This is a genomic window from Pseudonocardia sp. TRM90224 (assembly GCF_021245725.1).
GTDB lineage: Bacteria > Actinomycetota > Actinomycetes > Mycobacteriales > Pseudonocardiaceae > Pseudonocardia.
In genome coordinates this window covers 84,273-107,314 of record NZ_JAJGSX010000018.1, presented here as the reverse complement: position 1 = coordinate 107,314, position 23,042 = coordinate 84,273, and the positions used below count along the sequence as shown (strand labels likewise).

Genomic DNA, 23,042 nt, shown 5'->3' with positions numbered 1-23,042 from the left:
AATGACGAGCTCTGGCTTGGACCGCAGACAGTTCCTGCAGCGTCTTGCTGCAGCGGGACTGCTGGCCGTCCCTGGTGCCGGACTGCTGTCCGCGTGCGCGACCGGTGGTGGCGGCGGTGGCGGTGGGACCACGGCCGCGCAAGGTGAGAAGACGGCGACCAACCCGCTCGGCGTGCCGGCCGACCTCGGCCTCGAGGTCGTCATCTTCAAGGGTGGCTACGGCGACGACTACGCCAAGGCGCACGAAGCGCTGTACACGAAGAGCTTCCCCAACGCGAAGATCACCCACCTCGCGACGACACAGATCGCGCAGGAAATGCAGCCCCGGTTCGTCGGTGGGAACCCGCCGGACGTGCTCGACGACGCCGGCGCGCAGAAGATCGACTACGCGACGCTCGCCGCCGAGGGTCAGTGCGCCGACCTCACGCCGCTGCTCGACGCGCCGTCGGTCGACGACCCGAACGTCAAGGTGCGCGACACGCTGCTGCCCGGTGTGATCGAGCAGGGCACCTACGACGGCAAGTTCCTCATGCTCAACTATGTCTACGCGGGCTATCCGATGTGGTACTCGAAGCCGCTGTTCGAGAAGAACGGCTGGCAGGTGCCCACCACGCTCGACCAGATGATGGCGCTCTGCGAGACCATCAAGGCCACCGGCATCTCGCCCTGGGCCTACGGCGGCACGAACGCGGCCGACTACATCTTCGACCTCTCGCTCGGAATGGCGATCAAGCAGGGCGGCCCGGACGTCGCCAAGAAGATCGACAACCTGGAGCCGGACGCCTGGAAGCAGGACACCGTCGTCGCCGGGGTGAAGGCGCTCGAGGAGATGGTCCGCAAGGGCTACTTCATGCCGGGCAGCGAGGGCCTCAAGCACACCGAGGCGCAGACGGCGTGGGTGCAGGGCAAGGCCGCCTTCTACGTCTCCGGCTCATGGCTGGAGAACGAGATGAAGGGGATCGCGCCGGACGACTTCACGATGACCGCGGCGCCCGTCCCCGTGCTCGGCCCGGGCTCGGCGCTGCCCGTCGAGGCCGTGCACACCCAGCCCACCGAGGCGTTCCTCGTGCCGGCCAAGGCCAAGAACGTCTACGGCGGCATGGAGTACCTGCGGATCATGCTCTCCAAGGCGGGCGCTGCGCAGTTCGCCGAGCTCACCGCGTCGGTCCCCGGCGTGAAGGGTGCGACGGAGGGCGCGAAGAAGACCCCGGGCCTGGAGTCCATGTCGGCCGTGCTCGACAAGGCGGGGTCGAACGTCTTCAGCTGGAAGATCAACACCTGGTACGTGAACTTCTGGAAGTCGGTGCTGCAGGCCCAGCTGGGCAACCTGCTGGCCGGCCGGATCGACGCCAACGGGTTCATCACCACGGTGCAGGCCGAAGCCGACAAGCTGGCCAAGGACCCGAACGTCCCCAAGTACACCCGCTGAGACGGCGTCATGGGCTACGGAAAGTACCGGTTCATCGCGAGCTTCCTCGCTCTCCCGCTCCTGCTGTACGTCGTCTTCGTGGTGAGCCCGTACGTGCAGGCTTTCTACATCTCGATGACCGACTGGCGAGGGTTCTCGGCCAACCAGAAGTTCATCGGCCTCGACAACTTCGTCGAGCTCGCCGGTGATCAGCTGTTCTGGAAGGCGATGTGGCACAACCTGCTGCTGCTGATCATCGTCCCGGTCGTGACGCTCGGAATCGCGCTCTTCCTGGCGACCATGACGTCATTGGGTGGGCGCCGCGGCCTCCTCGCCAGGGGCGGGGTGCGGGGGTCGCGGTTCTACCAGGTGGTCTTCTTCTTCCCGCACGTCGTGCCAGTGGTGCTCGCCGGTGTGCTGTTCACGTTCTTCTACAACCCCGAGGCGGGCCTGCTCAACGCGTTGCTCCGGGTGATCGGCCTGGACTGGGCGGTCCGCCCTTGGCTCGGCGACACGACGTTCGCGTTGCCCGCGCTCACGGTGGTGCTGATCTGGGGCGCGGTCGGCTTCTACTACGTGCTGTTCAGCGCGGCCATGAAGTCGGTGCCGACCGACGTGTTCGAGGCCGCCACGCTGGACGGCGCGGGGCGGATGCGGACGTTCTTCTCGATCACCTTGCCGATGATCTGGGACAGCATCCAGGTGTCCTACATCTACCTGGGCATCACGATGCTGGACGGGTTCACCCTGTTCCAGGCGATGTTGCCGGAGGGTGGCCCGGACAACTCCACGCTGATCGTGTCGCAGTACCTCTACCGCAAGGCGTTCGTCGAGGGCCGGTTCGGCTACGCGACGGCCATCGGCGTTGCGCTGTGCCTGGTGTTCATCGTGCTGGCGGTCGTCGCGTTGCGGGCAACCCGGCGAGAGCGGATCGAGTTCTGACATGAACCAGACGGACGCAGGTGTGATCGAGACGCGCGAGCGGGCATCGACCCTCCCCACCACGACCGAACGGTCTGGGAACGCGGAGGGGCCGACGGCAGGCGAGCGGACGCTGAACCTCTTCTCCACGGGCTTCCTCGTGGTGTGGGCGTTGATCTCGCTGGTGCCGCTGGTCTGGGCGGTGCTGACGGCGTTCAAGACCGACCGGGAGATCTTCACCTCACCGTGGGGGCTGCCGGGCGAGTGGCGCTTCGACAACTTCGTGCGCGCGTGGACGAACGCCGAGATCGGCAAGTACTTCATCAACAGCACGATCGTCGTCGTGGCGTCAGTGGTGCTGGTGATGCTGTTCGGGGCGATGGTGGCCTACGTGCTCGCCCGCTACGAGTTCCCCGGGCGCAACATCATCTACTACGCCTTCGTGGGCGGGATGACCTTCCCGATCTTCCTCGCGCTGGTGCCGCTCTTCTTCATCGTCCAGAACCTGGGCATGATCGACACCTACTACGGGTTGATCCTCGTCTACACCGCGTACGCGCTGCCGTTCACGGTCTTCTTCCTCACCAGCTTCTTCCGCACCCTGCCGGGGGCGCTGGCCGAGGCGGCGATGCTGGACGGCTGCTCGCACGCGGGCGCGTTCTTCCGGATCATGCTGCCGCTGGCGAAGCCGGGGCTGATCAGCGTGGCGATCTTCAACTTCCTCGGGTTGTGGAACCAGTTCCTGCTGCCCTTGGCGATCATGAAGTCGACCGACTACAAGGTGCTGTCGCAGGGGCTCACGCTGCTGGCGTCGGACACCGGGTACCGCAGCGACTGGAGCGCGCTGTTCGCCGGTCTGGTGATCGCGTTGCTGCCGGTTGTCGTGGTCTACGCGGCCTTCCAGCGAAAGATCCAGGACGGCTTGAGCGTAGGCGCCTTGAAGTAGTTAGCTTAGGATCACCTAATCCATGATGAGGGGTGATCCGTGAGCGAACTGTCCTACTCCGAGGTGTACGTGATCTCGTCCGAGCTGGTCACGCCGCACATGCGGCGGATCACGTTCGGCGGGCCGGGGCTCGCGGGCTTCCGCCCGCTCGCGCCCGACCAGCAGGTCAAACTGTTCTTCTCGCGCGACGGGGGGCGGCCGGAGGTTCCGCTCCCGCCCCCCGACGGCGACAAGATGCGCTGGTACCAGAGCTTCATGGCGGTCCCGGAGGAGCGCAGGCCGTGGATGCGCACGTACTCGGTGCGCCGGCACCTCGCCGACCGGCAGCAGGTCGAGATCGACTTCGTGATGCACGGCGAGAACGGCGGCGACGGGCCGGCGTCGAGCTGGGCCGCCGCCGCGCGGGCCGGCGCGATGATCGGCCTGCTCGGGCCCGCGATCAGCCATTTCCGGACGGCCGAACCGGGCACGTCCAAGCTGTTCGTGGGGGACGAGACGGCGCTGCCGGCCATGGCGGCTTGGGTGGAGTCGCTCCCGGCGGGGGAGCGGGCCGTCGTGTTCGCCGAGGTCGTCGACGCCAGGGAGGAGCAGTCCTGGGAGCCGCTCGCCGACGTCACGGTCAACTGGGTGCACCGCGGCGACCGGCCGCACGGCCCCGACCTGCTGGTCGAGGCGGTCCGCGCCGCCGAGCTGCCGCCGGGACCGGTGTTCGCGTGGCTGGCGGGTGAGGCGTCCACCGTCCGCGCGCTGCGCCGGCACCTCGTCGACGAACGTGGCCTGGAGAAGCGTTCGGTGGCGTTCACCGGCTACTGGCGCGCCAACATGACGCAGGACGAGCCGCCGACGGCTGCCGAGCTGGAGGACCACGCCGACGTGCTGCCGTGACCGAATCTTGAGGATCTTGCCAGCTCGGATGTGGCTGAATGGGGGGCGTGGCGGGCAACGGCGCAACGGCTGCACTCCAGGCGCTGGACGCACTGGAGCGCCGTGATCCCCTCCTGCACGCGTTCGTCGACGAGCCGGCGCGGCGCGAGCGGCTGACCGCGCAGGTCGCGGCGCTGCCCGCGGGGCCGCTGCACGGCGTGCCCGTCGGGATCAAGGACATCTTCAGCGTCGAAGGGTTGCCGACCGGTGCGGGCACGGCGTTGCCGCACGCGCTCTTCGACGGTCCGGAGGCGAGCGCGGTGAGCCGCCTGCGGGCGGCCGGTGCCGTCGTGCTCGGCAAGACGGTCACCACCGAGTTCGCGTTCAGCGCGCCCGGGCCGACGCGCAACCCGCGCAACCCCGCGCACACCCCGGGCGGGTCGAGCTCCGGTTCGGCCGCCGCCGTCGCGGCCGGGATCGTCCCGCTCGCGATCGGCACGCAGACGGTCGGCTCGGTGCTGCGCCCGGCGGCCTTCTGCGGGGTGGCGGCGTTCAAGCCCACATACGGGCGGATCCCGACCGACGGTGTGATCGCGAACGCGCCGACGTTCGACACGGTGGGTGCGTTCGCGGCCGACCTGGACGTGCTGGAGACGGCGATGGCGGTGCTCTGCGACACCTGGGCGCCCGCGCGTGCCGATCGCGGCGCGGTGCTGGGCGTGCCCGCCGGGCCCTTCCTCGCGCAGGTCGAGCCGGCCGCGCTCGCGGTCTTCGAGGAGCGGGTCGGCAAGCTCGTCGCGGCCGGTCACACCGTCCTGCGGGTCCCGATGTTGCCCGACATCGTCGAGGCGCGGATGCGGCACTACCGGATCAACCTGTTCGAGTTCGCCCGTGGCCACGCGCAGTGGTTCGACGTGCACCTCGGCAGCTACCGGCCGGCGACCGTGGAACTGATCCGGGACGGTCGGGCCGTCTCCGACGCGGACTACCGCGCTGCGCTGGAGCAGCGGGAGGTCTTCGCGCGGCAGCTCGCCGAGCGCAGCCGCGCGGAAGGCGTCGACGTGTGGGTGTCGCCGTCTGCGCTGGGGCCCGCGCCGGCCGGCCTGGCGTCGACCGGCGACGCCGGGATGAACCTGCCGTGGACGCAGGCCCGGATGCCGGTGCTCGGGCTGCCCGCTGGGGAGCTGCGCGGGCTGCCGCTCGGGATGCAGTTCGCCGGGGACGTCGGCACGGACGAGCAGCTCGTGGGCTGGTCGAGGCAGTGGCGGGAGGCGCTCGGGTAGGCGCCGTCATCGGTGGAGGGGAACGTTGGCAGGAAAGCTCGACGGCAGGCTCGATGGCAAGGTGGCGCTGGTCTCCGGCGCGGCGCGGGGGCAGGGACGCTCGATCGCGGTGCGGCTGGCGCAGGAGGGCGCAGCCGTCGTCGCGTTCGACGTCTGCCAGCAGCTCGCGTCCGTGCCGTACCCGATGGCGACGCCGGAGGACCTGAAGGAGACGACGCGGCTCGTCGAGGAGGTCGGCGGGCAGATCCTGGCCCGCGAGGCCGACGCACGGGAAGGTGACGCGCTGCGCGCGCTGGTAGCGGAGGCGGTCGCCGAGTTCGGCCGGATCGACATCGTCTGCGCCAACGCCGGGATCGTGTCGTACGCCGCGAACACGTGGTCGATGCCCGACGAGACGTGGCAGGAGATGGTCGACGTCAACCTGACCGGCGTGTGGCGCACGGTCAGTGCGGCCATCCCGGCGATGATCGAGGCCGGCAACGGCGGCTCGATCGTGATCACCAGCTCGATCGCGGGGCTCAAGGGCATGCGCGGGGTCGCGCACTACAGCGCCGCGAAGCACGGGGTCGTCGGCCTCGCCCGCTCGCTCGCGGTCGAGCTGGCGCCGCACTCGATCAGGGTGAACACCGTCCACCCCACGGGCGTGAACACGCCCATGGTCGTGAACGATGCGTTCGCTGCGGTGATGGCGCAGAGCGACGCGGACTTCGATCTGGGCAACCTGCTCCCCGTCGCCATGGTGGAGCCGGAGGACGTCGCCGCCGCCGTCGCCTGGCTCGTCTCGGCGGACGCCCGCTACGTGACGGGCATAGCGCTCCCCGTCGACGCGGGTGTGCTGCAGAAGTAACGCCCTCGGGGGATCGCCGCCGAGAGGTTGGTGGCGGGGGAGGGCAGGAAAGCCACTTTCCGGCCCTCACAGGGCAGGAAAGTGGCTTTCCTGCCCTGTCGTGCGGAAGGCGGGCGTGCGGCGGGCACTCACCAGGGCCCGGTGATGGCGAACGTGGTCCCGGGGTTGTAGACGTTCACGAAGAGCGTGCGGGCGTCGGGGCTGAAGGTCACGCCGGCGAACTCGCCGAACTCCGGCTCCTCCGCCGAGCCGGTGTTCTGACGGTTGCGGGCGAGCGGGTGCACCTGCCCCTTCCGGTCGACGCCGTAGACGTGCTGGCCGCCGGACCCGTCCTCGCAGACGAAGAGGCCGCCGTGCGGGGAGAGCGCGATGTTGTCGGGTGACTCGCCGGGCAGCTCCGGGTCGATCTTCGGTCCGAAGACGATCTCCAGCGTCAGCGTGTTGAGCTTCGGGTTGTAGTGCCAGACCTGCCCGTTGTGCTCGGCGGCCGAGCCCTCGGCGGCCCGCGCGAAGCTCGACACGAAGTACACCCCGTTGTTGCCCCAGTAGTTGCCTTCGAGCTTCTGGGCGTGGGTGATGCCGCCGGGGCCGAAGTCCTGCAGGCGGATCGGGGTCTCCTGCGCGAGCGGGTCGGGCACCGGCACCCACTCGATCCCCTCGAAGTGCGTCCCGGGCTCCTGGACGACCGAGAGGTCGGGCACGCCGGGCACGCGCATCGCCTGCAGCTCCCCGCCGGCGAGCAGGCTGCGCCACTTGCCGCGCGGCTTCGTCGGCAGGAAGCGGTAGTAGAGCCCGAACGGCTTCTCGAACGCGTCCTCGGTCTCGTAGACGATGCCCGTGCCCGGGTCGATCGCGACGGCCTCGTGCTGGAACCGTCCCATCGCCTTCAACGGCTGCGGGTTGCGGTTGCGCGTCATGTTGTGGGGGTCGACCTCGAACACGAACCCGTGGTCGCGGGTGTAGCCGTTCTTCCCGGCCTTGTCCTCCGACTCCTCGCAGGTCAGCCACGTGCGCCAGGGTGTGGGGCCGCCGGCGCAGTTCACGGCCGTCCCGGCGATCACGACCTGCTCGGAGACCAGCGCCCGCGAGTGGTCCAGCTCGAGCGCCGTGCAGCCGCCCTTCGCGGCCGGGTCGTAGGTGAAGTCCGGGAGCGGCGGGACGCCGATCGGTGCGTCGGGACGGCACTCGTGGTTGCGCACGAGCGTCACGCCGCGCCGGTGACCGGGGAACGCCGCCATCCCGTCGTGCCTGCTCGGCACCTTGCCCTGGCCCGATCGCAGGTCGTCGCCCTCGCGGCTGATCACGGTGTAGCTGAAGCCGGCCGGCAGGTCGAGCAGCCCGGCCGGGTCGGGGACCAGTGGGCCCCACCCGCCCGGCTCGGCGATCGCAGCCGCCGCTGCGTTGCCGGCGAACAGCGCGTCGACGCTGCCCAGCACTGCCGCACCCGCACCGACCGCACCCGCGCGGGCGAGCAGCGATCGCCGGTTCATCCCACCAGTCATCAGACCCCCAACATGAACTGAAGATGGACCAGAGGGGTCTAACACGTGAACGACGATCAAGGCCAGGCGAAGGCGCACCCAAAGTTCCCCACCGTTTTGTGCACTTGCGCGCCGAATCGGCGCGCGGATGCACAAAACGGTGGGGAAGTTCGCGTCAGAACGAGCGCGGCATGCCCAGCACGTGCTCCCCGACGAACGACAGGACGAGGTTCGTCGAGATCGGCGCCACCTGGTAGAGCCGGGTCTCGCGGAACTTGCGCTCGATGTCGTACTCGGCGGCGAAGCCGTAGCCGCCGTGCGTCTGCAGCGCCGCCTCCGCCGCCTCCCACGAGGCATCGGCGGCGAGCATCTTGGCCATGTTCGCCTCGGCGCCGCACGGCTCCCCGGCGTCGAAGAGGTCGGCCGCCTTCCAGCGCATCAGGTCGGCGGCCTCGACGTGCACGTGCGCGCGGGCGATCGGGAACTGCACACCCTGGTTCTGGCCGATCGGCCGCCCGAAGACCTTGCGCTCGCCCGCGTACCGGCTCGCCCGCTCGACGAACCACCGCCCGTCGCCGATGCACTCGGCCGCGATGAGGATCCGCTCGGCGTTCATCCCGTCCAGCACGTAGCGGAAGCCCCTGCCCTCCTCGCCGAGCAGCGCGTCGGCGGGGATGTGGGCGTCGGTGAAGAACACCTCGTTCGTCTCGTGGTTCATCATCGTGCGCAGCGGCCGCACGTCGATGCCCTTCGTCTCGCGCAGGTCGACGATGAACATCGACATCCCGTCGGACTTGCGCTCGACCTCGTCGCGCGGGGTGGTGCGGGCGAGCAGCAGCATGAGGTCGGAGTGCTGCACGCGGGAGATGAACACCTTCTGCCCGTTGAGGACGTACCCGTCGTCGGTGCGCGTGGCCGTCGTGCTGATGCTGGTGGTGTCCGTGCCGGCCGTCGGTTCCGTGACGCCGAACGCCTGCAGCCGGATCTCGCCGGACGCGATGCCTGGCAGGTACCGCCGCTTCTGCTCCTCGCTGCCGTGCCGCAGCACCGAGCCCATGGTGTACATCTGCGCGTGCACGGCGCCGGCGTTGCCGCCGTTGGCGTTGATGCCCTCCAGGAGCACGGTGGCGTCGCCGAGGCCGAGCCCGAGCCCGCCGTACTCCTCGGGGACGAGCGCGCCGAGGCAGCCGGTGCCGGTCAGCGCGGCGACGAACTCGTCGGGGTAGCTGCGCGTCTCGTCCAGACCGCGCCAGTAGGCGTCGGGGAAGTCCGAGCAGATCCGGTCGATGAGCCCGCGCAGATCGCGGCGCAGCTCGTTGTCGATGACGACCTCCGGATCTATAGGGGACGCGAGGTCACACTCGGCGACCGATTTGGTCGTGTCAAGCGGTGGTCACGTGACCCCATCGGGGGGACCGGGCCCCGATCTTGATCACGACGGGGTGAAACGTGCCCTGTGACGTGCACAAAAAGGCAGAGGTGCTCCTACCGTTCTCACATGACGACAGGCGAGCGGGGGCCCGCGACTGCGATGTTCTCCGTCGTGCGCAAGGGCTACGACCACGAAGAGGTGACTCAACACCTCAGTCGGCTCGATGCCGAGATGAAGATCCTTGCGACTGACGGCGCCGCCGCGGTGGCCCAGGCCAACCAGCTGACCATGCAGCTCGACGCGACGATGAAGGAGCTCGAGGCGTCGCGGGCGGAGGTCGAGCGGCTGAAGGCCGACCTGCGGATCATGGGCGGCCCTGCCGACACCGTCGAGCGGATGAGCGAGCGGCTGCAGGTGCTGCTGCGGCTCTCGCAGGACGAGTTCGGCGAGAAGCGCGCCGAGGTGTCCGCGCAGGCGGCCGCGCACGCCGCGGAGATCATCGCGGCCGTCGGGGACGAGGACCTCGCCCGACCGCTGCAGACGGCTCTCGACTCGCAGTCCGCCGGCTACAACTGGGCCGAACCCGACGCGATGCGCGAGATCGAGCGCATGCGCATCGCGGCCGCGGAGGAGCGGGCGCGGCTCGACGAGGAGGCGATCGTCGCGCGCGGCCAGGCGGAGGAGGAGTTCCGCCGGACGCTCGCGCTGCGTTGCCGCGAGGCGATGGCGCAGTTCGCCGCCATGCACTCGGAGGCGAAGCGCACTGCGCAGGCCGTGCTCGACGAGGCCGACGAGCGGGCGAAGTCCATGCTGTCCGAGGCCGGCCAGGCGGTGAACCACCGCGTCGACGAGGCCCGTCGTGAGGTCGGTGTGCTGCACACGCTGCGCACGCGCCTCACCCAGCAGCTCGACGCCACCCGCAAGCTGCTCAACGGCGCGATCCCCGGCGACTCCGGTCCCGACGAGATCGCCGCGCCGGGCGCGAGCGACATCGTCGTCCCGGCGCCGTCGAACGCGCACGAGGCGGAGTCGTACCCGCCGCCGCAGCAGCAGCAGCCCCAGCACGTCCAGCCGCAGCAGCCGGAGCCCGCGATGAGCCTGCCGGCGCAGACGCCCGCCCAGACGCCGGCGCTGCACGCGGTGCCCGCCTACCCCGGCCCGACCGCCATGCCGCCGAGCCACGCCGCACCGCCGCCCGCGGAGCAGCAGTGGAACGGCAACGGCAGCGCCCCCACGACGTGACGTAGAAGTTCCCCACCGTTTTGCCTACTTGCACGCCGTTTTGGGTGTGCAGGTTGGCAAAACGGTGGGGAAGTTCGTCAGGTGGTTGTGGTGAGGCCGCCGTCGACCGGGATGACGGCGCCCGTGACGTAGGCGCCGGCGCGGCTCGACAGGAAGACCGCGATGCCCGCCATGTCGTCGTCGCGGCCGATCCGGCCCAGCGGTGAGAGCGACGCGGCCTGGTCCTTGTCGAGCGACGACACCATCTTCGTGTCGAACGGGCCCGGCGCGATCGCGTTGACGGTGATGTTGCGCGGTCCGAGCTCGCGGGCGAGCACCCGCGTGAGCTGGTGGACCCCTGCCTTGCTCGCCGAGTATGAGTACGTCGGGAGCGACGGGGTGCGCAGCCCGTCGATGCTGCCGATGTTGATCACCCGGGCCGGGTCGTCGGCGCTCGCCGCCGCCTCCAGCACCGGCAGCAGCGCGCGGGTCAGGTAGAACGGCGACTTGAGGTTCAGGTCGAGCACCTTGTCCCAGCCCAGCGCCGGGAACTGCTCCAGCGGCGCGCCCCACGCCGCCCCCGCGTTGTTGACGAGCACGTGCACGCGGTCGGTCAGTGCCGCGACCTCGGCCGCCAGCCGCACGCATTCGTCCTCCCGCGACAGGTCGGCCGGGATCGAGACGGCCTTGCCGTACGGCGCCAGCTCCCGCACTGCGGCCTCGCCGGCGTCGGCCTTGCGCGAGCTCACGACGACCTGATCGGCGCCGGCCCGCAGCAGCCCCTTCGCGATCATGAGGCCGATCCCGCGGGTGCCGCCGGTGACGACGGCGGTCTTGCCGTCCAACGTGAAGAGATCCACTTCGGCAACCTACCTCGACAGAATAAAAATATGGAGGTACGTTTATTCTTGTTCTTGAACAGCTGGCCAACGAAGAGGGTGTGACATGACCGGCGCGGCCGTCCGCGGCGTGGGGGCCAACCAGCTCCTGCCGCCGAGCACGTACTTCGAGCAGGAGTGGTACGAGCGCGAGCAGACCGAGCTGTTCAGCCGCACCTGGCGCTACCTCGGGCCGACCGACGAGTTCGGCAGGCCCGGCTCATACCGCTCGGTCCAGGTCGGCCGCCATCCGCTGGTCGTCGTGCGCGACCACGACGGCACGCTGCGCGCCTTCCACAACGTCTGCCGCCACCGGGGCGCAGCCGTGCTGCCGGGGGACGGTCGGGTCGAGCGGCAGATCGTCTGCCCGTTCCACAACTGGACCTACGGGCTCGACGGCTGCCTGCTCGCCGTCACCCAGCGCAACGAGATCGGCAAGCAGCTCGACCGCTCGAAGCTGGGCCTGCACCGCGCATCGCTCGCGGTGTGGCGCGGGCTGGTGTTCGTCCACCCCGACCCCGACGCGCAGCCGTTCAGCGAGTGGCTCGGCGAGCTGCCGGCGCACCTCGCGCCCTACGGCGACATCACCCGGCTCGTCGAGCCGGCCGCCGGCGAGAAGCACGACGTGAAGTGCAACTGGAAGGTGTTCATGGAGGGCGCGCTCGACAACTACCACCTCGGGTACGTGCACGCGGAGAACCTCGCGAGCATGGACCACAAGCGCCAGGAGCAGCGCGCGTGCGCGCCCCGGCACTGGTTCTTCTACGAGCCGCCGAAGCTGCCGGGGCAGCTGCCGCCGGACGACGTCAGGAGCGGCATGCGACCGCTGTTCGACGATCCCCGCTGGTACGGGTCGTCGTACGGGCTGATCTTCCCGAACCTGTTCGTGCTGACCGGGGCCACCTACTGGGCGTCGGCCGAGATCGTGCCGACCGGCCCGGAGACCACGACGTTCGAGCTGCGCGCCAGGGTCGCGCCCGGCACCAGCACGAAGATGGTGCTCTCGGCGATGCGCGGGCTCGTCGGGCGGACGGCCGCCCGGGTCAAGGACGCCGCGGTCGACGTCACCGCGAGCGTGCGCGCCGGTGATCGCGACTCAGCGTCGCTGATGGCGGCGCTGCGCAAGGGCAAGAAGATGACCGTCCCGGAGGAGGACGTCTTCTGCGCGGAGTCGGTGCAGCGCGGCCTGCGCTCGCCGAAGTTCTCGGTCGGCCCGATCGCGCACCGCTACGAGCACGGCATCCAGGACTTCCAGCGCAACGTGATGGCGTACGTCCCGCTCGAAGGGCCGGCCACGTGATCCGGGTGGACGTGCCCGGCGGCACGGTCGCGGTGACGGTGCACGGCGACGGCCCGGGCACGCCGTTGCTGTTCCTACATGGGCTGAACAGCGCTGGGAGCGTGTGGTCGCGGATCGTGCCCATGTTCGACGGCCGCCCGGTCGCCACCGTCGACCTGCGTGGGCACGGCGCGTCGACCCGGGCGCTCCCGCTCGGCAGCGCACGCCAGGTCACCGACGTCGTCGCCGTGCTCGACCGGCTCGGCTGGGCGCACCCGCACGTCGTCGGTTCGTCCTTCGGCGGGGCGGTCGGCATCGCGCTGGCGGCCGCGCACCCCGGCCGGGTCGAGTCGCTGACCGCCGTCGGCACCGCACTGGACCCGGCGCCCGCGATGCGCGACCAGGCGCTCGGCTACCTGCGCGAGGTCGGTGTCCACGCGTTCTTCGCGGCAATCGGCCCGGAGTGGACGTTCGCGCCCGGCGCCGATCCGGAGTGGATCGCGGAGGCCGACCGGGTGGCGTTGGACAACACCGAGGACACCGTCGCCGAGCTGATCATCGCCGGGTTCTCGGAGGACTTCCGCCCGGCCGCGGAGCGGACTCTCTGCCCCGTGCTCGTCGCCCGCGGGCAGCACGACCGCACGTGCTCGGCGGAAGCGGCGCAGCAGGCGGCGGCCGCGTTGGGCACGAACCTCCAGGTCGTACCCGGCGCGGGGCACCTCCCGATGGTCGAGGCGCCGGCCGCGCTCGCCCGAATGATCGGTTCGTTCATCGCGACGGAGGAGAGCAGCCGTGTCTGATGTGATCGAGATCGGCGTCACCAGCGACGTCGGACGGCTGCGTGAGGTCGTCGTCGGGATCGTGAAACCGGCGACCGAGGCCGACTTCCGCAGGGTGGTCCAGCCCAGCGCGGCCCATGACCGGCTCGCGGCGCACAACCGGATGGAACTGCAGGACGCCGCCGTTGCCGCCGAGCAGTTCGCGGTGTTCGTCGACGTCCTGCGCGGCTTCGACGTCGTGGTGCACACCGTCGAGGACGTCCCCGACGTCCCGCTGCAGCTCTACCCGCGCGACCTGGCGGTCGTCGTCGACGACGTGCTGATCCGCACCCGCTCCCGGGAGGCCTGGCGCCGGGCGGAGCAGGCCGGCATGCGGCACGTGTACGACCGCGTGCGGCGGGTGCTCACGCTGCCGAGCGGGACGATCGAGGGCGGCGATGTCATCGTCACCGACACCGACGTGCTGGTCGGGCTCGGCGAGGAGACCGACGAGCAGGGGGTCGCCGCGTTCCGGACGGCGCTGGCAGATGCCGGCATCGAGCGTGCGGTCGTGCCCATCGAGTTCGCGCACGGCGGGGTGATGCACCTCGACACGAAGTTCACGATGGCCTCCCCGTCGATCGGGATCTTCTCGCCATCGGCGTTCACTCCGGCGGCCCGCAAGGAGCTCGAGAAGCGCTTCGACCTCATCGAGGCGACCGCGGAAGAAGCGCGTGACGTGCAGGTCAACACCGTGGCGCTCGGCCCCGACACCATCGTCGTCAGCGAAAGTGCGCACCGGCTCGCCGGGCTGCTCGACGACCGCGGCATCACCCCGATCCCGATCGACGTCTCCGAGATCACCACGCTGCCGGGCTCGTTCCGGTGCGCCACGATGCCGCTCGTCCGCGGATGAGCGGGCCGTCAGCGATAGCGCTCGATCGCCTTGTCGACGGTTGCGACGAGCCGCTGCGCCGGGTAGTCCGCCGGCGCCATCACGGCGTGCAGCGTGAGGCCGTCGGCCAGCGCGACGAGCGCGTCGGCGATCTCGCCGGGGGTCTGCTCCGCGGTCATCTCGCCGGCAGCGACGGCGGCGGCGACCAGCAGCCGCACCGTGTCGCGCCACTCCCGGAAGCTCGTGTACCGGCGGGTGCGCTGGGCCTCGTCGGTGACCATCGCGCCCCACGACGCGACGAGCACCTCCACCTCCGGGCGGTTGTCGCCGATCGGGAGCGCGGCCAGGAGCGTCTCGCGAACGGCGGCGACCCCGGTCAGATCGCTGATCCTGGCGACGAGCTGCTCGGCCGCGACGACGTACGCGCGGTCGAGCGCGGCCTCCAGCATCGCGTTCTTGTCGGCGAAGTAGTACGCGAGCAGCCCGTGCGCGATGCCGGCTTCCTTCGCGATCTCGCGGGTGGTCGCGCCGGCGATGCCGAGCTTGCGGATCGTCCGCCAGGTGGCCGTGATCAGCTCTTCGCGGCGTTCGTCGTGGTCGACGATCTTCGGCACGGCCGCACACGTTACGGCAACCGACGGTGACGGCCGGCGAGCTCGGCGGGGCCGGCGGGGTCGTGGCGCAGCCGGCCGAGCGGGTCGGAGTCCGGTTCCGCATCGGGTTCGTGGCGGCGTCGGTTGGGACGATGACGGCGTTGCTGGCGCCGCTGCAGTTCCTGCTGCCGCTGCAGTCGTCCCTGCTCTCGGGGGAGAGCAGGGCCACCACGCTGGCGGTCGTCTCGACGGTGGGTGGGCTGGCGGCGATCGTCACGACGCCGCTGGTCGGGATGGCGTCGGACCGCACCCGTTCGCGGTGGGGGCGGCGCCGGCCGTGGGCCGCCGCGAGCGGGCTGGCCGCCGCCGTGGGACTGACCGTCTCGGGCGCGGCCGCCGACATCGCGACGTTGATGCTGGGGTTCAGCCTCCTGCAGGTCGGGATCGCCGGGCTGGTGGCGGCGTCGCTCGCGCTGGTCGCCGACCAGGTGCCGACGGCCAAGCGCGGCACCGTCACGGGTCTGGTGGGCATCGCGGCGGCACTGGGGCCGGCGCTCGGCACGTGGATGATCAGCGCGGCCGGCGGCGCGGTGCTGGAGTCCTACCTCGCGATCGCCACCCTGCTCGTGCTCACGACGCTCGTCATGCTGGTGCTGATCAAGGAGCCGCCGACGCGGACCGGTACGGCGCGCGCGTGGGACTGGCGGGAGTTGACGGCCTGCATATGGGTCGACCCGCGCCGCCATCCCGACGTCGGGTGGGCGTGGGCGACCCGGTTCCTGGTCTTCCTCGGCACCGCGTTGTCGCTCGGGTTCGTCCTGTACTGGGCACAGCAGGTGCTCGGGTTCGGCGACGGCGACGCGGCCGAGCTGGCCACCCGGATGGCCGAGATGACCACCTACTACGCGGCCGCGATGATGATCTCCTCGGTGCTGGCCGGCGTGCTGTCGGACCGGCTCGGCTTCCGCAAGGCGTTCATCGTCTACGCCGCGCTCGCGCTCGCCGCGCTCAGCGTCGTCAACCTGGTGTGGTCCTCGTGGACGGGGATCCTCGTCACCGGCCTGCTCGCCGGCACCGCCTTCGGCATCTACTCGACGATCGACCTCGTGGTCGCGACGGACGTCCTGCCGAGCGACTCGGACCGGGCCCGCGTGCTCGGTGTGCTGCAGGGCGCCAACTCCTTCCCCAGCCTGGCCGGGCCCGCGCTCGGCGCCGTGATCCTCAACGTGGGTGGTGGCTTCACCGGCCTCTTCATCGCGTCGGCCGTGTTCCTCGCGGCCGCCGCATTCACCGTCACCCGGATCCGTGTGATCCGGTGAAAGGACGATCGTCGTGCGACTGAGTCTCAGTTTCAGCGGGTTCGGCCCGCTCGATGCCACCTTGCGATCGGCGACGGCGGCGGAGGACGCCGAGCTCGACGGCGTGTGGATGTGCGAGCACCTCGGGTTCACCGACGCTGTGGTGCCGGCGGCAGCCGCGCTGTCGAGCACCTCGGGGATCGAGGTGGGGATCGTCGGGTCCGCGCCGGTCAGCCGGCACCCCGCGCTGTTCGCGATGGAGCTCGCCGACCTCGCGACCATCGCGCCGGGTCGGGTGCGGGTGCAGGTGGGTCTCGGCGACGCCCTGATGGTCGCGACGCTGGGCGCCGACCACCGTCGCGGCCTGCGCACCGCGGAGGAGTTCGTGGCGGTGTTGCGCCGCCTGCTCGCGGGTGAGGTGGTGGACGGCGAGTACGCGGGGCACCGGTTCGTCGACTTCCGGCTGTTCGCGCCGCCGCCGGTGGCGCCGCCGATCGATCTCATGGCAGTCCGGCCGCGGATGCTCGAGCTGGCCGCGCGGGTCGCCGACGGCGTCTCGCTGACTGCGGGCGCGTCGCTGGAGTACCTGGCCTCGACGGTCGACTCGGTGGTGAAGACGCTCGTCGACGCCGGCCGCGACCGGTCGTCGTTCCGGATCTCCGCGACGGTGCTCGGCGCGGTCGCGGCGGACGAGGACACCGCCGCGGCGATGATCGCGCCGATCCTCGCGGGGTTCGCCCCGGCCGGGTTCGCCACCACTGCTCCCGATGTCTTCACCGAGGCCGAGCTGGCCCGCGGCGCGCTCCCGATGACCACGGCGAAGGTGTCGGCGCTCGCGCTGGTCGCCACCCCGGAGACGTTCGCGGACGTGCTCGGCCGCTTCGCTGCGACCGGCATCGACGAGGTCGCGCTCGGGCTGGTCAACCCCCCGGAGGAGATCCCGGCGCTGCTGCGCGGCCTGCGGGTGCGCCCGTGACGACGGCCTCGGTACCCACCGCCGACGTCGGGATCGTCGACCTGGCCGGCGAGGACCCGTACCCGCTCTACCGCAAGCTGCGTGAGCAGTCGCCGGTGCTGCTGGGCAACGACGGCCTGTGGCTCGTCACGGGCTACCAGGAGCTGCGAGCGGTCAACCTCGACCCGCGGGCCAGCAGCAACCCGGCCGCCCGGCCCGACTACGAGCAGTTCGCCGAGGAGCACCTCGACGGCGTCGACGGGCCGCTCGCCAGGATGCAGCGCAGCATGTTCGTCTTCATGGACGACCCGGAGCACCGGCGGCTGCGCCAGCTGTTCCAAATGGCGTTCACACCGGCGTCGGTGACGGCGCTGCGACCTGGGCTGGAGGCGAAGGCGAAGGCGCTGGTCGCCGCCGCGGGCGACGAGATGGACGTGGTGGCGGACCTCGCGCTGCCGCTGACCAGCTCGCTGATCGGTGAGCTGCTCGGGGTGCCGGAGGCCGATCGGGCCGCGGCCGTCCGGCGCGCGGAGATGATGGGCGCCACCGGGGCGCCGGTGGTGACACCGGAGGTGCTCGCGGCCGCGACCGCTGCGCTCGCCGAATCCACCGAACACCTCCTCGGGCTCGTCGAGGAGCGGCGCAGGGTGCCGAAGCCCGACCTGCTCACCGCGCTCGCGCAAGCCGAGTCCGGCGGCGACCGGATGACCGACGACGAGATCGTGTCGAGCGCGTTGCTGCTGTTCAACGCCGGCTACGAGACGACGACGGCGCTGATCGCCAACGCCGTCGCGACGCTGCTGGGCAACCCGGCGGAGCTGGCCGAGCTGCGCGCCCGACCGGAGCTGATGCCGGCCGCCGTCGAGGAGGTCCTGCGGTACGAGCCGTCGTTCCAGTACGGCGTCGAGATCACGACGGAGCCGATGGTGGTCGGCGGGGTGCCGGTGCCGGCGGGGGAGGCAGTGGTGCTCATCGGGGGCGCGGCGAACCGGGATCCCGCCGAGTTCCCCGATCCGGAGCGGTTCTCGATCACCAGGACGGGCGCGCGGCACCTCGCGTTCGGCATCGGCATGCACCACTGCCTCGGCGCGCCGCTCGCCCGGCTCGAAGGGCAGGTCGGGCTGGCGGCGCTGCTCGCCGCGTGGCCGGAGTTCGAGCTGGGGCCCGGTGGGGTGGAGCGGGCGGTGGGGTCCTCACTGCGCCGCGTCGACCGCCTACCGATCCGCCGCCCATGAACGCGCCGAGCACCCAGCCCGTGCTGGTCGTTGCATCGAGCCACGCCGGCGGGGCGGTCCACGAACGCGGCCGCGAGTGCTACGAGCAGCACCTCGCCGGGGGCGGCGACAGCGCGACGGGCTGGACGACGGTCGCGATCATGGCGGCGCTGTGGGCCACCGACCTGCGTGGTCGCGGCGGTGCCGGCTTCCCGGTCCTGACGAAGGTCAAGGCTGTCGCGGCGGAGACCGGTCCGCGCGTGCTCGTCGCCAACGGCGAAGAGGGCGAGCCGGCGAGCGTCAAGGACCGGTACCTCATGCGGACCCGGCCGCACCTCGTGCTGGAGGGAATGTTGCTGGCCAGGCGTGCGGCCGGCGCGGAGCGGATGGTGCTCTACGCCTCCGACGAGGTCTCGCTGGCGTCGATGCGGGCCGCGGTCGCCGAACGTGGGGCGCCGGTCGAGATCTTCGCGGCGGAGCCGGGCTTCGTCTCCGGCGAGGAGACGGCGGTCGTGCGCGCGATCGACGGCGGCCCGGCGAAGCCGACCGCCAAGCCGCCGCGCCCGTTCGAGCGCGGGGTCGGCGGCCGCCCGACGCTCGTGCTCAACGTCGAGTCGCTGGCCAGGATCGCGCTGGTCACCCGCTCGCCGCGGACCGACGTCATGGTGACGCTCTCCGGTGGGGCGACCCGACCGGTGCTCACCGAGGCCGAGCCGACCACACGGCTCGGGCAGCTGTGCGAGCGGTTCGGGCTCGACGCCACCCGTGGGTTCCTCGCCGGCGGCTTCTCCGGTGGGTTGCTGCCGCCGAGCGCGGCCGAGCTGCCGCTGCTGGACACCCGCCTGCGCGAGTCCGGCAGCATGCTGGGCTGCGCCGCGTTCATCGCGCTCGGCGCGGACGACTGCCCCGTCGACGCCGCTGCCGACGTGCTCGCGTTCTTCGACCGTTCCAACGCAGGGCAGTGCGGCAGCTGCGTCAAGGGGACCGGTGCGATGGCCGGCGTCGTCGCACGGCTGCGCACCGCCGAGGCCGATCCCGACCAGCTGGATCGGCTCGCGCAGTGGTCGCAGCACCTCCGCGGCCGTGGCGCCTGCGGAACCCTCGACGCCGCCGCGACGGCCGCGGGGAGCCTGCTGGCCCACTTCTCCGGCGAGGTCGAGGCCCACCTCGCCGCGCCGTGCCCGCGTTGCGCGCGGCTGCCCCGCGCCGACGGCACCACCCGGTTCCGGGTGTGCCCACCAGATGGAAGGGAGAGCTGACATGCGTGTGGACGTCGACGGCACCCGATGTGCCGCCTACGCGCTCTGCTACGACCTCGCGCCCGACGTCTTCGACCTCGACGACTTCGGCTACGCGGTGGCAACGAAGGACGACGTCCCGGCCGATCGGGTGCCCGTGACCGAGGAGGCCATCGAGGCCTGCCCGGCACAGGCCATCCGCAGGCTGGCGTGAAGGGAGACCGGGAATGACGACAGCAACCACCCGCGAGGCCGACCTGCGGCGCATCGAGGAGCTGCACCGCGGCTGGGTCGACGCGAACGCCGTCGGCGACATCGCCTGGCTGCGCGCGAACATCGCGCCCGGTGGGCCCGACGACTTCGTCATGTGGAACACGATGGGCAGCAACTTCTTCGGCGTCGACGGCATCGTCGACCTCTGGGAGCGGCTGACCGTGATGGCGGCGGACGTGCCGACACAGGAGACCGTCTCGACGGCGTGGGACGAGCGGTACGAGCTGAGCGGCGATCTCGCCGTCGTCTCCTACATGTGCCGGCTCGTGATCGACTTCGGCCCTGCCGGCGCCGAGGCCGGCGGCAACCTCGACCAGACCTACCGCAGCACCGAGGTCTACCAGCGCCGCGACGGCGACTGGAAGATGGTCCACTACCACGGCTCGCCGCACCAGCCGGGCGTCATGGGCGGGTCATGACGTTCTCGATCGCCGCCCGGTGCGACCGCACCGGGCAGCTGGGGGTGGCGGTCGCGTCGCACGCGTTCGCCGTGGGCGCGGCGGCGCCGTGGGCCGTCGCGGGGGTCGGGGCCGGCGTCACGCAGTCGATCCCCGGAGCGGCGCACTCGGCCGAGCTGACCGCCATGCTGGTGGCCGGGGTCGCGCCGCCGGACGCGGTGCGGCGGCTGCTGGGCGCCGACGACCAGGCGCCGCTGCGGCAGGTCGGCCTGGTCGACACCCGCGGTGCCGCGGCCGGCCGGACGGGCACCGCGTGCGTCCCGTTCGCCGGCACCGCCACCGGCGACGGGGTGGTGGCGCAGGGCAACATGCTCGCCGCCGACGGCATCTGGACGGCGATGGCCGAGCGGTTCGGTCTTTCCACAGGCGACCTCGCGTCCCGGCTGCTCGACGCGTTGCGGGCCGGCGAGAAGCTCGGCGGTGACGTACGCGGCAGGCAGTCGGCCGCGCTGCTCGTCGTCGATGGTGAGCCGGGCGGTGAGCGGCTCGTCGACGTCCGGGTCGACGACCATCATCAGCCGCTGGTCGAGCTGGGGCGGCTGGCCGCACTCCAGCACGCCGACCGGCGCATGCGGGCCGCGATCCAGGGGATCGTCGCTGGGACCAGTCTCGACGCGGTGGTCGCGGACCTGCGTGAGATCCAGCGGGGGTTCGGCGACAACCCGGAACCGACGTTCTGGGCGTGCGTCGCGGGTGCACTCGCCGGGCGCCCGGACCACGAGCGTCTGTCTGTGCTCGATGCCCACCCGGGTTGGGCGCGGCTCTACGAGCGGATCCTTGCAGTCCGGGCTGCGCCGTGATCGATGTCGTCGAGGTGCGGAGGGTGCTGCACCGGCGGCCCGAGATCGGGCTGCTCAACCCGTACGCGCAATCGGTTGTGCTCGCCGCGCTCGCTGGTCTCGAGCTGGAGGTCCGCACCGGCGAGCGGCTGACCTCGGTCGTCGCGACGCTGGAGGGCGCGCGGCCCGGCCCGACGGTGTTGTTGCGCGCCGACACCGACGCGCTGCCGGTGTGGGAGGAGACCGGGCTGGCCTTCGCGTCGGAGGTACCCGGCGCCATGCACGCCTGCGGTCACGACGCGCACACGGCGATGCTGCTCGGTGCCGCGCACGTGCTGGCCGCGCAGCGCAACGAGCTGGCCGGCCGCGTGGTGTTCGCGTTCCAGCCGGGGGAGGAGGGCGCGGGCGGGGCCGCGGCGATGGTCGAGGAGGGCCTGCTCGACGGCGTCGACGCCGCGTTCGCCCTGCACGTCACCCCGCAGCTGCCGACCGGCTCGGTGGCGCTGCGGGCAGGCCCGCTGATGGCCTCCGCGGACGTCTTCACGATCGTCGTGCGCGGTTCGGGCGGGCATGGCTCCGTCCCGCACGAGGCCGTCGACCCGATCACCGTGGCCTGCGCGATCGTCGGCCAGCTGGCGACGGTCGTGCCCGCGACGGCCGACGCGTGGGATCCCGCGGTGCTCACCGTCGGCCGGATCAAGGCCGGCGACGCGCCCAACGTCCTGCCGAGCACGGCGGAGCTCGCGGGGACCGTCCGCGCGGTCTCGGAGCCGACCCGGGCCGCGGTGCGCACGCGGCTCGACAGCGTCGTGGCCGGCATCGCGGCCGCGCACGACGCCGATGCCGCGGTGCTCTGGAGCAACCCGTGCGGCGTGACGGTCAACGACGCCGCCGTCGCCGCGCACGTCGGGGCCGCCGCGCGGGAGTACCTCATGGTGCACGAGCTGCCCACTCCGGTGATGGCCTCGGAGGACTTCTCCGCGGTGCTCGCTGGGGTGCCCGGCGCGATGGCCTTCCTCGGCGCGGGGGCCGCGCACCTTCCGTCCGGCCCGGTGCACTCGCCGCGCCTGCTCATCGACGAGCAGGCGCTGGAGCACGGGGTCGCACTGCACACCGCCGTCACGAGGCGGCTGCTGGCAAGCATCACGACGAACGGAGAGACATGAGCGGATCGACCATCGAGATCGGCGTCAGCAGCGACGTGGGGGAGCTGCGCGAGGTGCTGCTCGGGCCGCACAAGCCCTTCACACTGAAGGAGATCCTCGGCGAGGAGCCCGCGGAGCTGGACGAGTTCACCGCCGACTTCATCAGCCGGTTCCGCCTCGAGGAGCCCGACGCGGAGGTCGCGGCGAAGCAGCACGCCGGGCTGGTGACCCTGCTCGAGGCGCACGGCGTGACCGTGCACTGGGCCGACGACGTCGACTGCGCGCTGCAGCTCTACACGCGGGACATGGGGTTCGCCGTCGACGACACGTTCTTCCTCGCCCGACCGGCGACGGAGTTCCGGCGCGGCGAGCAGAAGGGGCTGGCGTCGCTGCTGCCGCGGCTGTCGAAGGTGCACGAGCTGGAGAGCGGCACCATCGAGGGCGGCGACGTGCTCGTCACGAAGGACGACGTGCTGGTGGGGCGCGGGGAGAGCACCGACGAAGCCGGCGTCGAGTCGTTCCGCGCGGCGCTGGTGGCGGCCGGCATCAGGCGCGACGTCGTTGCGCTGGAGTTCGACCAGCTCGCCGTCGTGCACCTCGACGTGCACTTCACGCTGGCCTCGCCGGAGGTCGGGCTCTACAACCCGGCGGCGTTCACCGCGAAGAGCCGCGAGTACCTGGAGTCGCGCTTCGACCTGATCGAGGTCACCGCGGAAGAGGTGCGCGGGCTAGCGGTGAACACCGTCGCGCTCGGACCCGACCGGCTCGTCGTCCAGCACACGGACGAGCGCATCGCCGAGGAGCTGCGCCGCCGCGGCATCACGCCCGTGATGGTCGACTTCTCCGAGATCACCCGCTTCCCCGGCGGGCTGCACTGCGCGACGCTGCCCCTCGTCCGCCGGTAGCAACCGACCTGGCCGGCGCCTTCGGGTGGTC

23 protein-coding genes are annotated in these 23,042 nt (G+C 71.5%); 19 read left to right on the top strand and 4 right to left on the bottom strand.

Going from position 1 to position 23,042, the window contains the following annotated elements:
• Position 1: 1 nt before the first annotated feature.
• The 6 genes from ngcE to LL648_RS23920 are packed head-to-tail and all read left to right on the top strand — an operon-like array spanning position 2 to position 6,269.
• Positions 2-1,429 (top strand): N-acetylglucosamine/diacetylchitobiose ABC transporter substrate-binding protein, encoded by a 1,428-nt coding sequence (ngcE, locus tag LL648_RS23945; RefSeq protein WP_232664937.1) that lies wholly within the window; start codon positions 2-4, stop codon positions 1,427-1,429.
• Positions 1,430-1,438: 9 nt separating this feature from the next.
• A complete protein-coding gene (locus LL648_RS23940) occupies positions 1,439-2,350 on the top strand; it encodes a carbohydrate ABC transporter permease (RefSeq protein ID WP_232664936.1) in 912 nt (303 codons plus the stop codon).
• 1 nt (position 2,351) lies between these two features.
• The gene (locus LL648_RS23935) at positions 2,352-3,275 is read left to right on the top strand and encodes a carbohydrate ABC transporter permease (RefSeq protein WP_232664935.1); all 924 of its coding nucleotides are present in this window, start codon (positions 2,352-2,354) and stop codon (positions 3,273-3,275) included.
• Positions 3,276-3,314: 39 nt separating this feature from the next.
• Positions 3,315-4,160, top strand: a complete 846-nt coding sequence (locus tag LL648_RS23930; protein WP_232664934.1) for a siderophore-interacting protein — start codon at positions 3,315-3,317, stop codon at positions 4,158-4,160.
• Between the two features lie 38 nt (positions 4,161-4,198).
• Complete coding sequence (locus LL648_RS23925; RefSeq protein ID WP_232664933.1) at positions 4,199-5,422, top strand: amidase; 1,224 nt, start codon at positions 4,199-4,201, stop codon at positions 5,420-5,422.
• Positions 5,423-5,447: 25 nt separating this feature from the next.
• Positions 5,448-6,269, top strand: coding sequence for a mycofactocin-coupled SDR family oxidoreductase (locus LL648_RS23920; RefSeq protein WP_232664932.1), 822 nt, complete (start codon positions 5,448-5,450; stop codon positions 6,267-6,269).
• 128 nt (positions 6,270-6,397) lie between these two features.
• On the opposite strand, the gene LL648_RS23915 is transcribed toward LL648_RS23920, so the two are convergent.
• A complete protein-coding gene (locus tag LL648_RS23915) occupies positions 6,398-7,771 on the bottom strand; it encodes an alkaline phosphatase PhoX (protein WP_232664931.1) in 1,374 nt (457 codons plus the stop codon).
• A gap of 154 nt (positions 7,772-7,925) precedes the next feature.
• Positions 7,926-9,050 carry an acyl-CoA dehydrogenase family protein gene (locus LL648_RS23910; protein WP_255686336.1) on the bottom strand — a complete coding sequence of 375 codons (1,125 nt, stop codon included), beginning with the start codon at positions 9,048-9,050 and terminating at the stop codon, positions 7,926-7,928.
• Positions 9,051-9,248: 198 nt separating this feature from the next.
• Between LL648_RS23910 and LL648_RS23905 the strand changes: the two genes are divergently transcribed.
• Positions 9,249-10,364: a hypothetical protein gene (locus tag LL648_RS23905; protein WP_232664930.1), complete on the top strand. Its 1,116-nt coding sequence runs from the start codon at positions 9,249-9,251 to the stop codon at positions 10,362-10,364.
• Positions 10,365-10,441: 77 nt separating this feature from the next.
• On the opposite strand, the gene LL648_RS23900 is transcribed toward LL648_RS23905, so the two are convergent.
• Positions 10,442-11,203, bottom strand: a complete 762-nt coding sequence (locus LL648_RS23900) for an SDR family oxidoreductase (protein ID WP_308190387.1) — start codon at positions 11,201-11,203, stop codon at positions 10,442-10,444.
• Between the two features lie 85 nt (positions 11,204-11,288).
• On the opposite strand from LL648_RS23900, the gene LL648_RS23895 reads away from it, so the two are divergent.
• From LL648_RS23895 to LL648_RS23885, 3 genes are read left to right on the top strand one after another with little or no spacing between them, the layout of a single operon-like run.
• Complete coding sequence (locus LL648_RS23895) at positions 11,289-12,521, top strand: aromatic ring-hydroxylating oxygenase subunit alpha (RefSeq protein WP_232664929.1); 1,233 nt, start codon at positions 11,289-11,291, stop codon at positions 12,519-12,521.
• Positions 12,518-13,300: an alpha/beta fold hydrolase gene (locus LL648_RS23890; RefSeq protein ID WP_232664928.1), complete on the top strand. Its 783-nt coding sequence runs from the start codon at positions 12,518-12,520 to the stop codon at positions 13,298-13,300. The genes LL648_RS23895 and LL648_RS23890 overlap by 4 nt, the downstream gene beginning before the upstream one ends.
• On the top strand, positions 13,293-14,174 hold the full coding sequence (locus tag LL648_RS23885; protein WP_232664927.1) for a dimethylarginine dimethylaminohydrolase family protein: 882 nt from the start codon (positions 13,293-13,295) through the stop codon (positions 14,172-14,174). Before LL648_RS23890 ends, LL648_RS23885 begins: the two co-directional genes overlap by 8 nt.
• An 8-nt stretch (positions 14,175-14,182) precedes the next feature.
• Here the strand turns inward: LL648_RS23885 and LL648_RS23880 are convergent, their stop codons facing one another.
• Entirely contained in the window at positions 14,183-14,767 is a 585-nt protein-coding gene (locus tag LL648_RS23880) for a TetR/AcrR family transcriptional regulator (protein WP_232664926.1), read from the bottom strand.
• 26 nt (positions 14,768-14,793) lie between these two features.
• Here LL648_RS23880 and LL648_RS23875 point away from each other — a divergent pair, with 26 nt between their 5' ends.
• Genes LL648_RS23875 through LL648_RS23835 form a run of 9 tightly spaced genes read left to right on the top strand, consistent with a single transcriptional unit; the run spans position 14,794 to position 23,011 of the window.
• A complete protein-coding gene (locus LL648_RS23875) occupies positions 14,794-16,065 on the top strand; it encodes an MFS transporter (protein WP_232664925.1) in 1,272 nt (423 codons plus the stop codon).
• A 13-nt stretch (positions 16,066-16,078) separates the two neighbouring features.
• Positions 16,079-17,020 carry an LLM class flavin-dependent oxidoreductase gene (locus LL648_RS23870; RefSeq protein ID WP_232664924.1) on the top strand — a complete coding sequence of 314 codons (942 nt, stop codon included), beginning with the start codon at positions 16,079-16,081 and terminating at the stop codon, positions 17,018-17,020.
• On the top strand, positions 17,017-18,234 hold the full coding sequence (locus tag LL648_RS45350) for a cytochrome P450 (protein ID WP_232664923.1): 1,218 nt from the start codon (positions 17,017-17,019) through the stop codon (positions 18,232-18,234). The genes LL648_RS23870 and LL648_RS45350 overlap by 4 nt, the downstream gene beginning before the upstream one ends.
• Positions 18,231-19,472, top strand: coding sequence for an NADH-ubiquinone oxidoreductase-F iron-sulfur binding region domain-containing protein (locus tag LL648_RS23860; protein ID WP_232664922.1), 1,242 nt, complete (start codon positions 18,231-18,233; stop codon positions 19,470-19,472). The genes LL648_RS45350 and LL648_RS23860 overlap by 4 nt, the downstream gene beginning before the upstream one ends.
• Position 19,473: 1 nt before the next feature.
• The gene (locus LL648_RS23855) at positions 19,474-19,665 is read left to right on the top strand and encodes a ferredoxin (RefSeq protein WP_232664921.1); all 192 of its coding nucleotides are present in this window, start codon (positions 19,474-19,476) and stop codon (positions 19,663-19,665) included.
• A gap of 13 nt (positions 19,666-19,678) precedes the next feature.
• The gene (locus LL648_RS23850; protein ID WP_232664920.1) at positions 19,679-20,143 is read left to right on the top strand and encodes a YybH family protein; all 465 of its coding nucleotides are present in this window, start codon (positions 19,679-19,681) and stop codon (positions 20,141-20,143) included.
• Positions 20,140-20,982: a DUF1028 domain-containing protein gene (locus tag LL648_RS23845; protein WP_232664919.1), complete on the top strand. Its 843-nt coding sequence runs from the start codon at positions 20,140-20,142 to the stop codon at positions 20,980-20,982. Before LL648_RS23850 ends, LL648_RS23845 begins: the two co-directional genes overlap by 4 nt.
• Positions 20,979-22,127, top strand: a complete 1,149-nt coding sequence (locus LL648_RS23840) for a M20 metallopeptidase family protein (RefSeq protein ID WP_232664918.1) — start codon at positions 20,979-20,981, stop codon at positions 22,125-22,127. Before LL648_RS23845 ends, LL648_RS23840 begins: the two co-directional genes overlap by 4 nt.
• Positions 22,124-23,011: a dimethylarginine dimethylaminohydrolase family protein gene (locus tag LL648_RS23835; protein ID WP_232664917.1), complete on the top strand. Its 888-nt coding sequence runs from the start codon at positions 22,124-22,126 to the stop codon at positions 23,009-23,011. The genes LL648_RS23840 and LL648_RS23835 overlap by 4 nt, the downstream gene beginning before the upstream one ends.
• Positions 23,012-23,042: the final 31 nt, after the last annotated feature.

Bases quoted from the DNA above. Each gene is read 5' to 3' on its own strand.
- LL648_RS23915 (WP_232664931.1), bottom strand. From the start codon at position 7,771: ATGACTGGTGGGATGAACCGGCGATCGCTGCTCGCCCGCGCGGGTGCG.
- LL648_RS23855 (WP_232664921.1), top strand. From the start codon at position 19,474: ATGCGTGTGGACGTCGACGGCACCCGATGTGCCGCCTACGCGCTCTGC.
- LL648_RS23940 (WP_232664936.1), top strand. From the start codon at position 1,439: ATGGGCTACGGAAAGTACCGGTTCATCGCGAGCTTCCTCGCTCTCCCG.
- ngcE (WP_232664937.1), top strand. From the start codon at position 2: ATGACGAGCTCTGGCTTGGACCGCAGACAGTTCCTGCAGCGTCTTGCT.
- LL648_RS23905 (WP_232664930.1), top strand. From the start codon at position 9,249: ATGACGACAGGCGAGCGGGGGCCCGCGACTGCGATGTTCTCCGTCGTG.
- LL648_RS23860 (WP_232664922.1), top strand. From the start codon at position 18,231: ATGAACGCGCCGAGCACCCAGCCCGTGCTGGTCGTTGCATCGAGCCAC.
- LL648_RS23935 (WP_232664935.1), top strand. From the start codon at position 2,352: ATGAACCAGACGGACGCAGGTGTGATCGAGACGCGCGAGCGGGCATCG.
- LL648_RS23925 (WP_232664933.1), top strand. From the start codon at position 4,199: ATGGGGGGCGTGGCGGGCAACGGCGCAACGGCTGCACTCCAGGCGCTG.
- LL648_RS23835 (WP_232664917.1), top strand. From the start codon at position 22,124: ATGAGCGGATCGACCATCGAGATCGGCGTCAGCAGCGACGTGGGGGAG.
- LL648_RS23850 (WP_232664920.1), top strand. From the start codon at position 19,679: ATGACGACAGCAACCACCCGCGAGGCCGACCTGCGGCGCATCGAGGAG.
- LL648_RS23845 (WP_232664919.1), top strand. From the start codon at position 20,140: ATGACGTTCTCGATCGCCGCCCGGTGCGACCGCACCGGGCAGCTGGGG.
- LL648_RS23895 (WP_232664929.1), top strand. From the start codon at position 11,289: ATGACCGGCGCGGCCGTCCGCGGCGTGGGGGCCAACCAGCTCCTGCCG.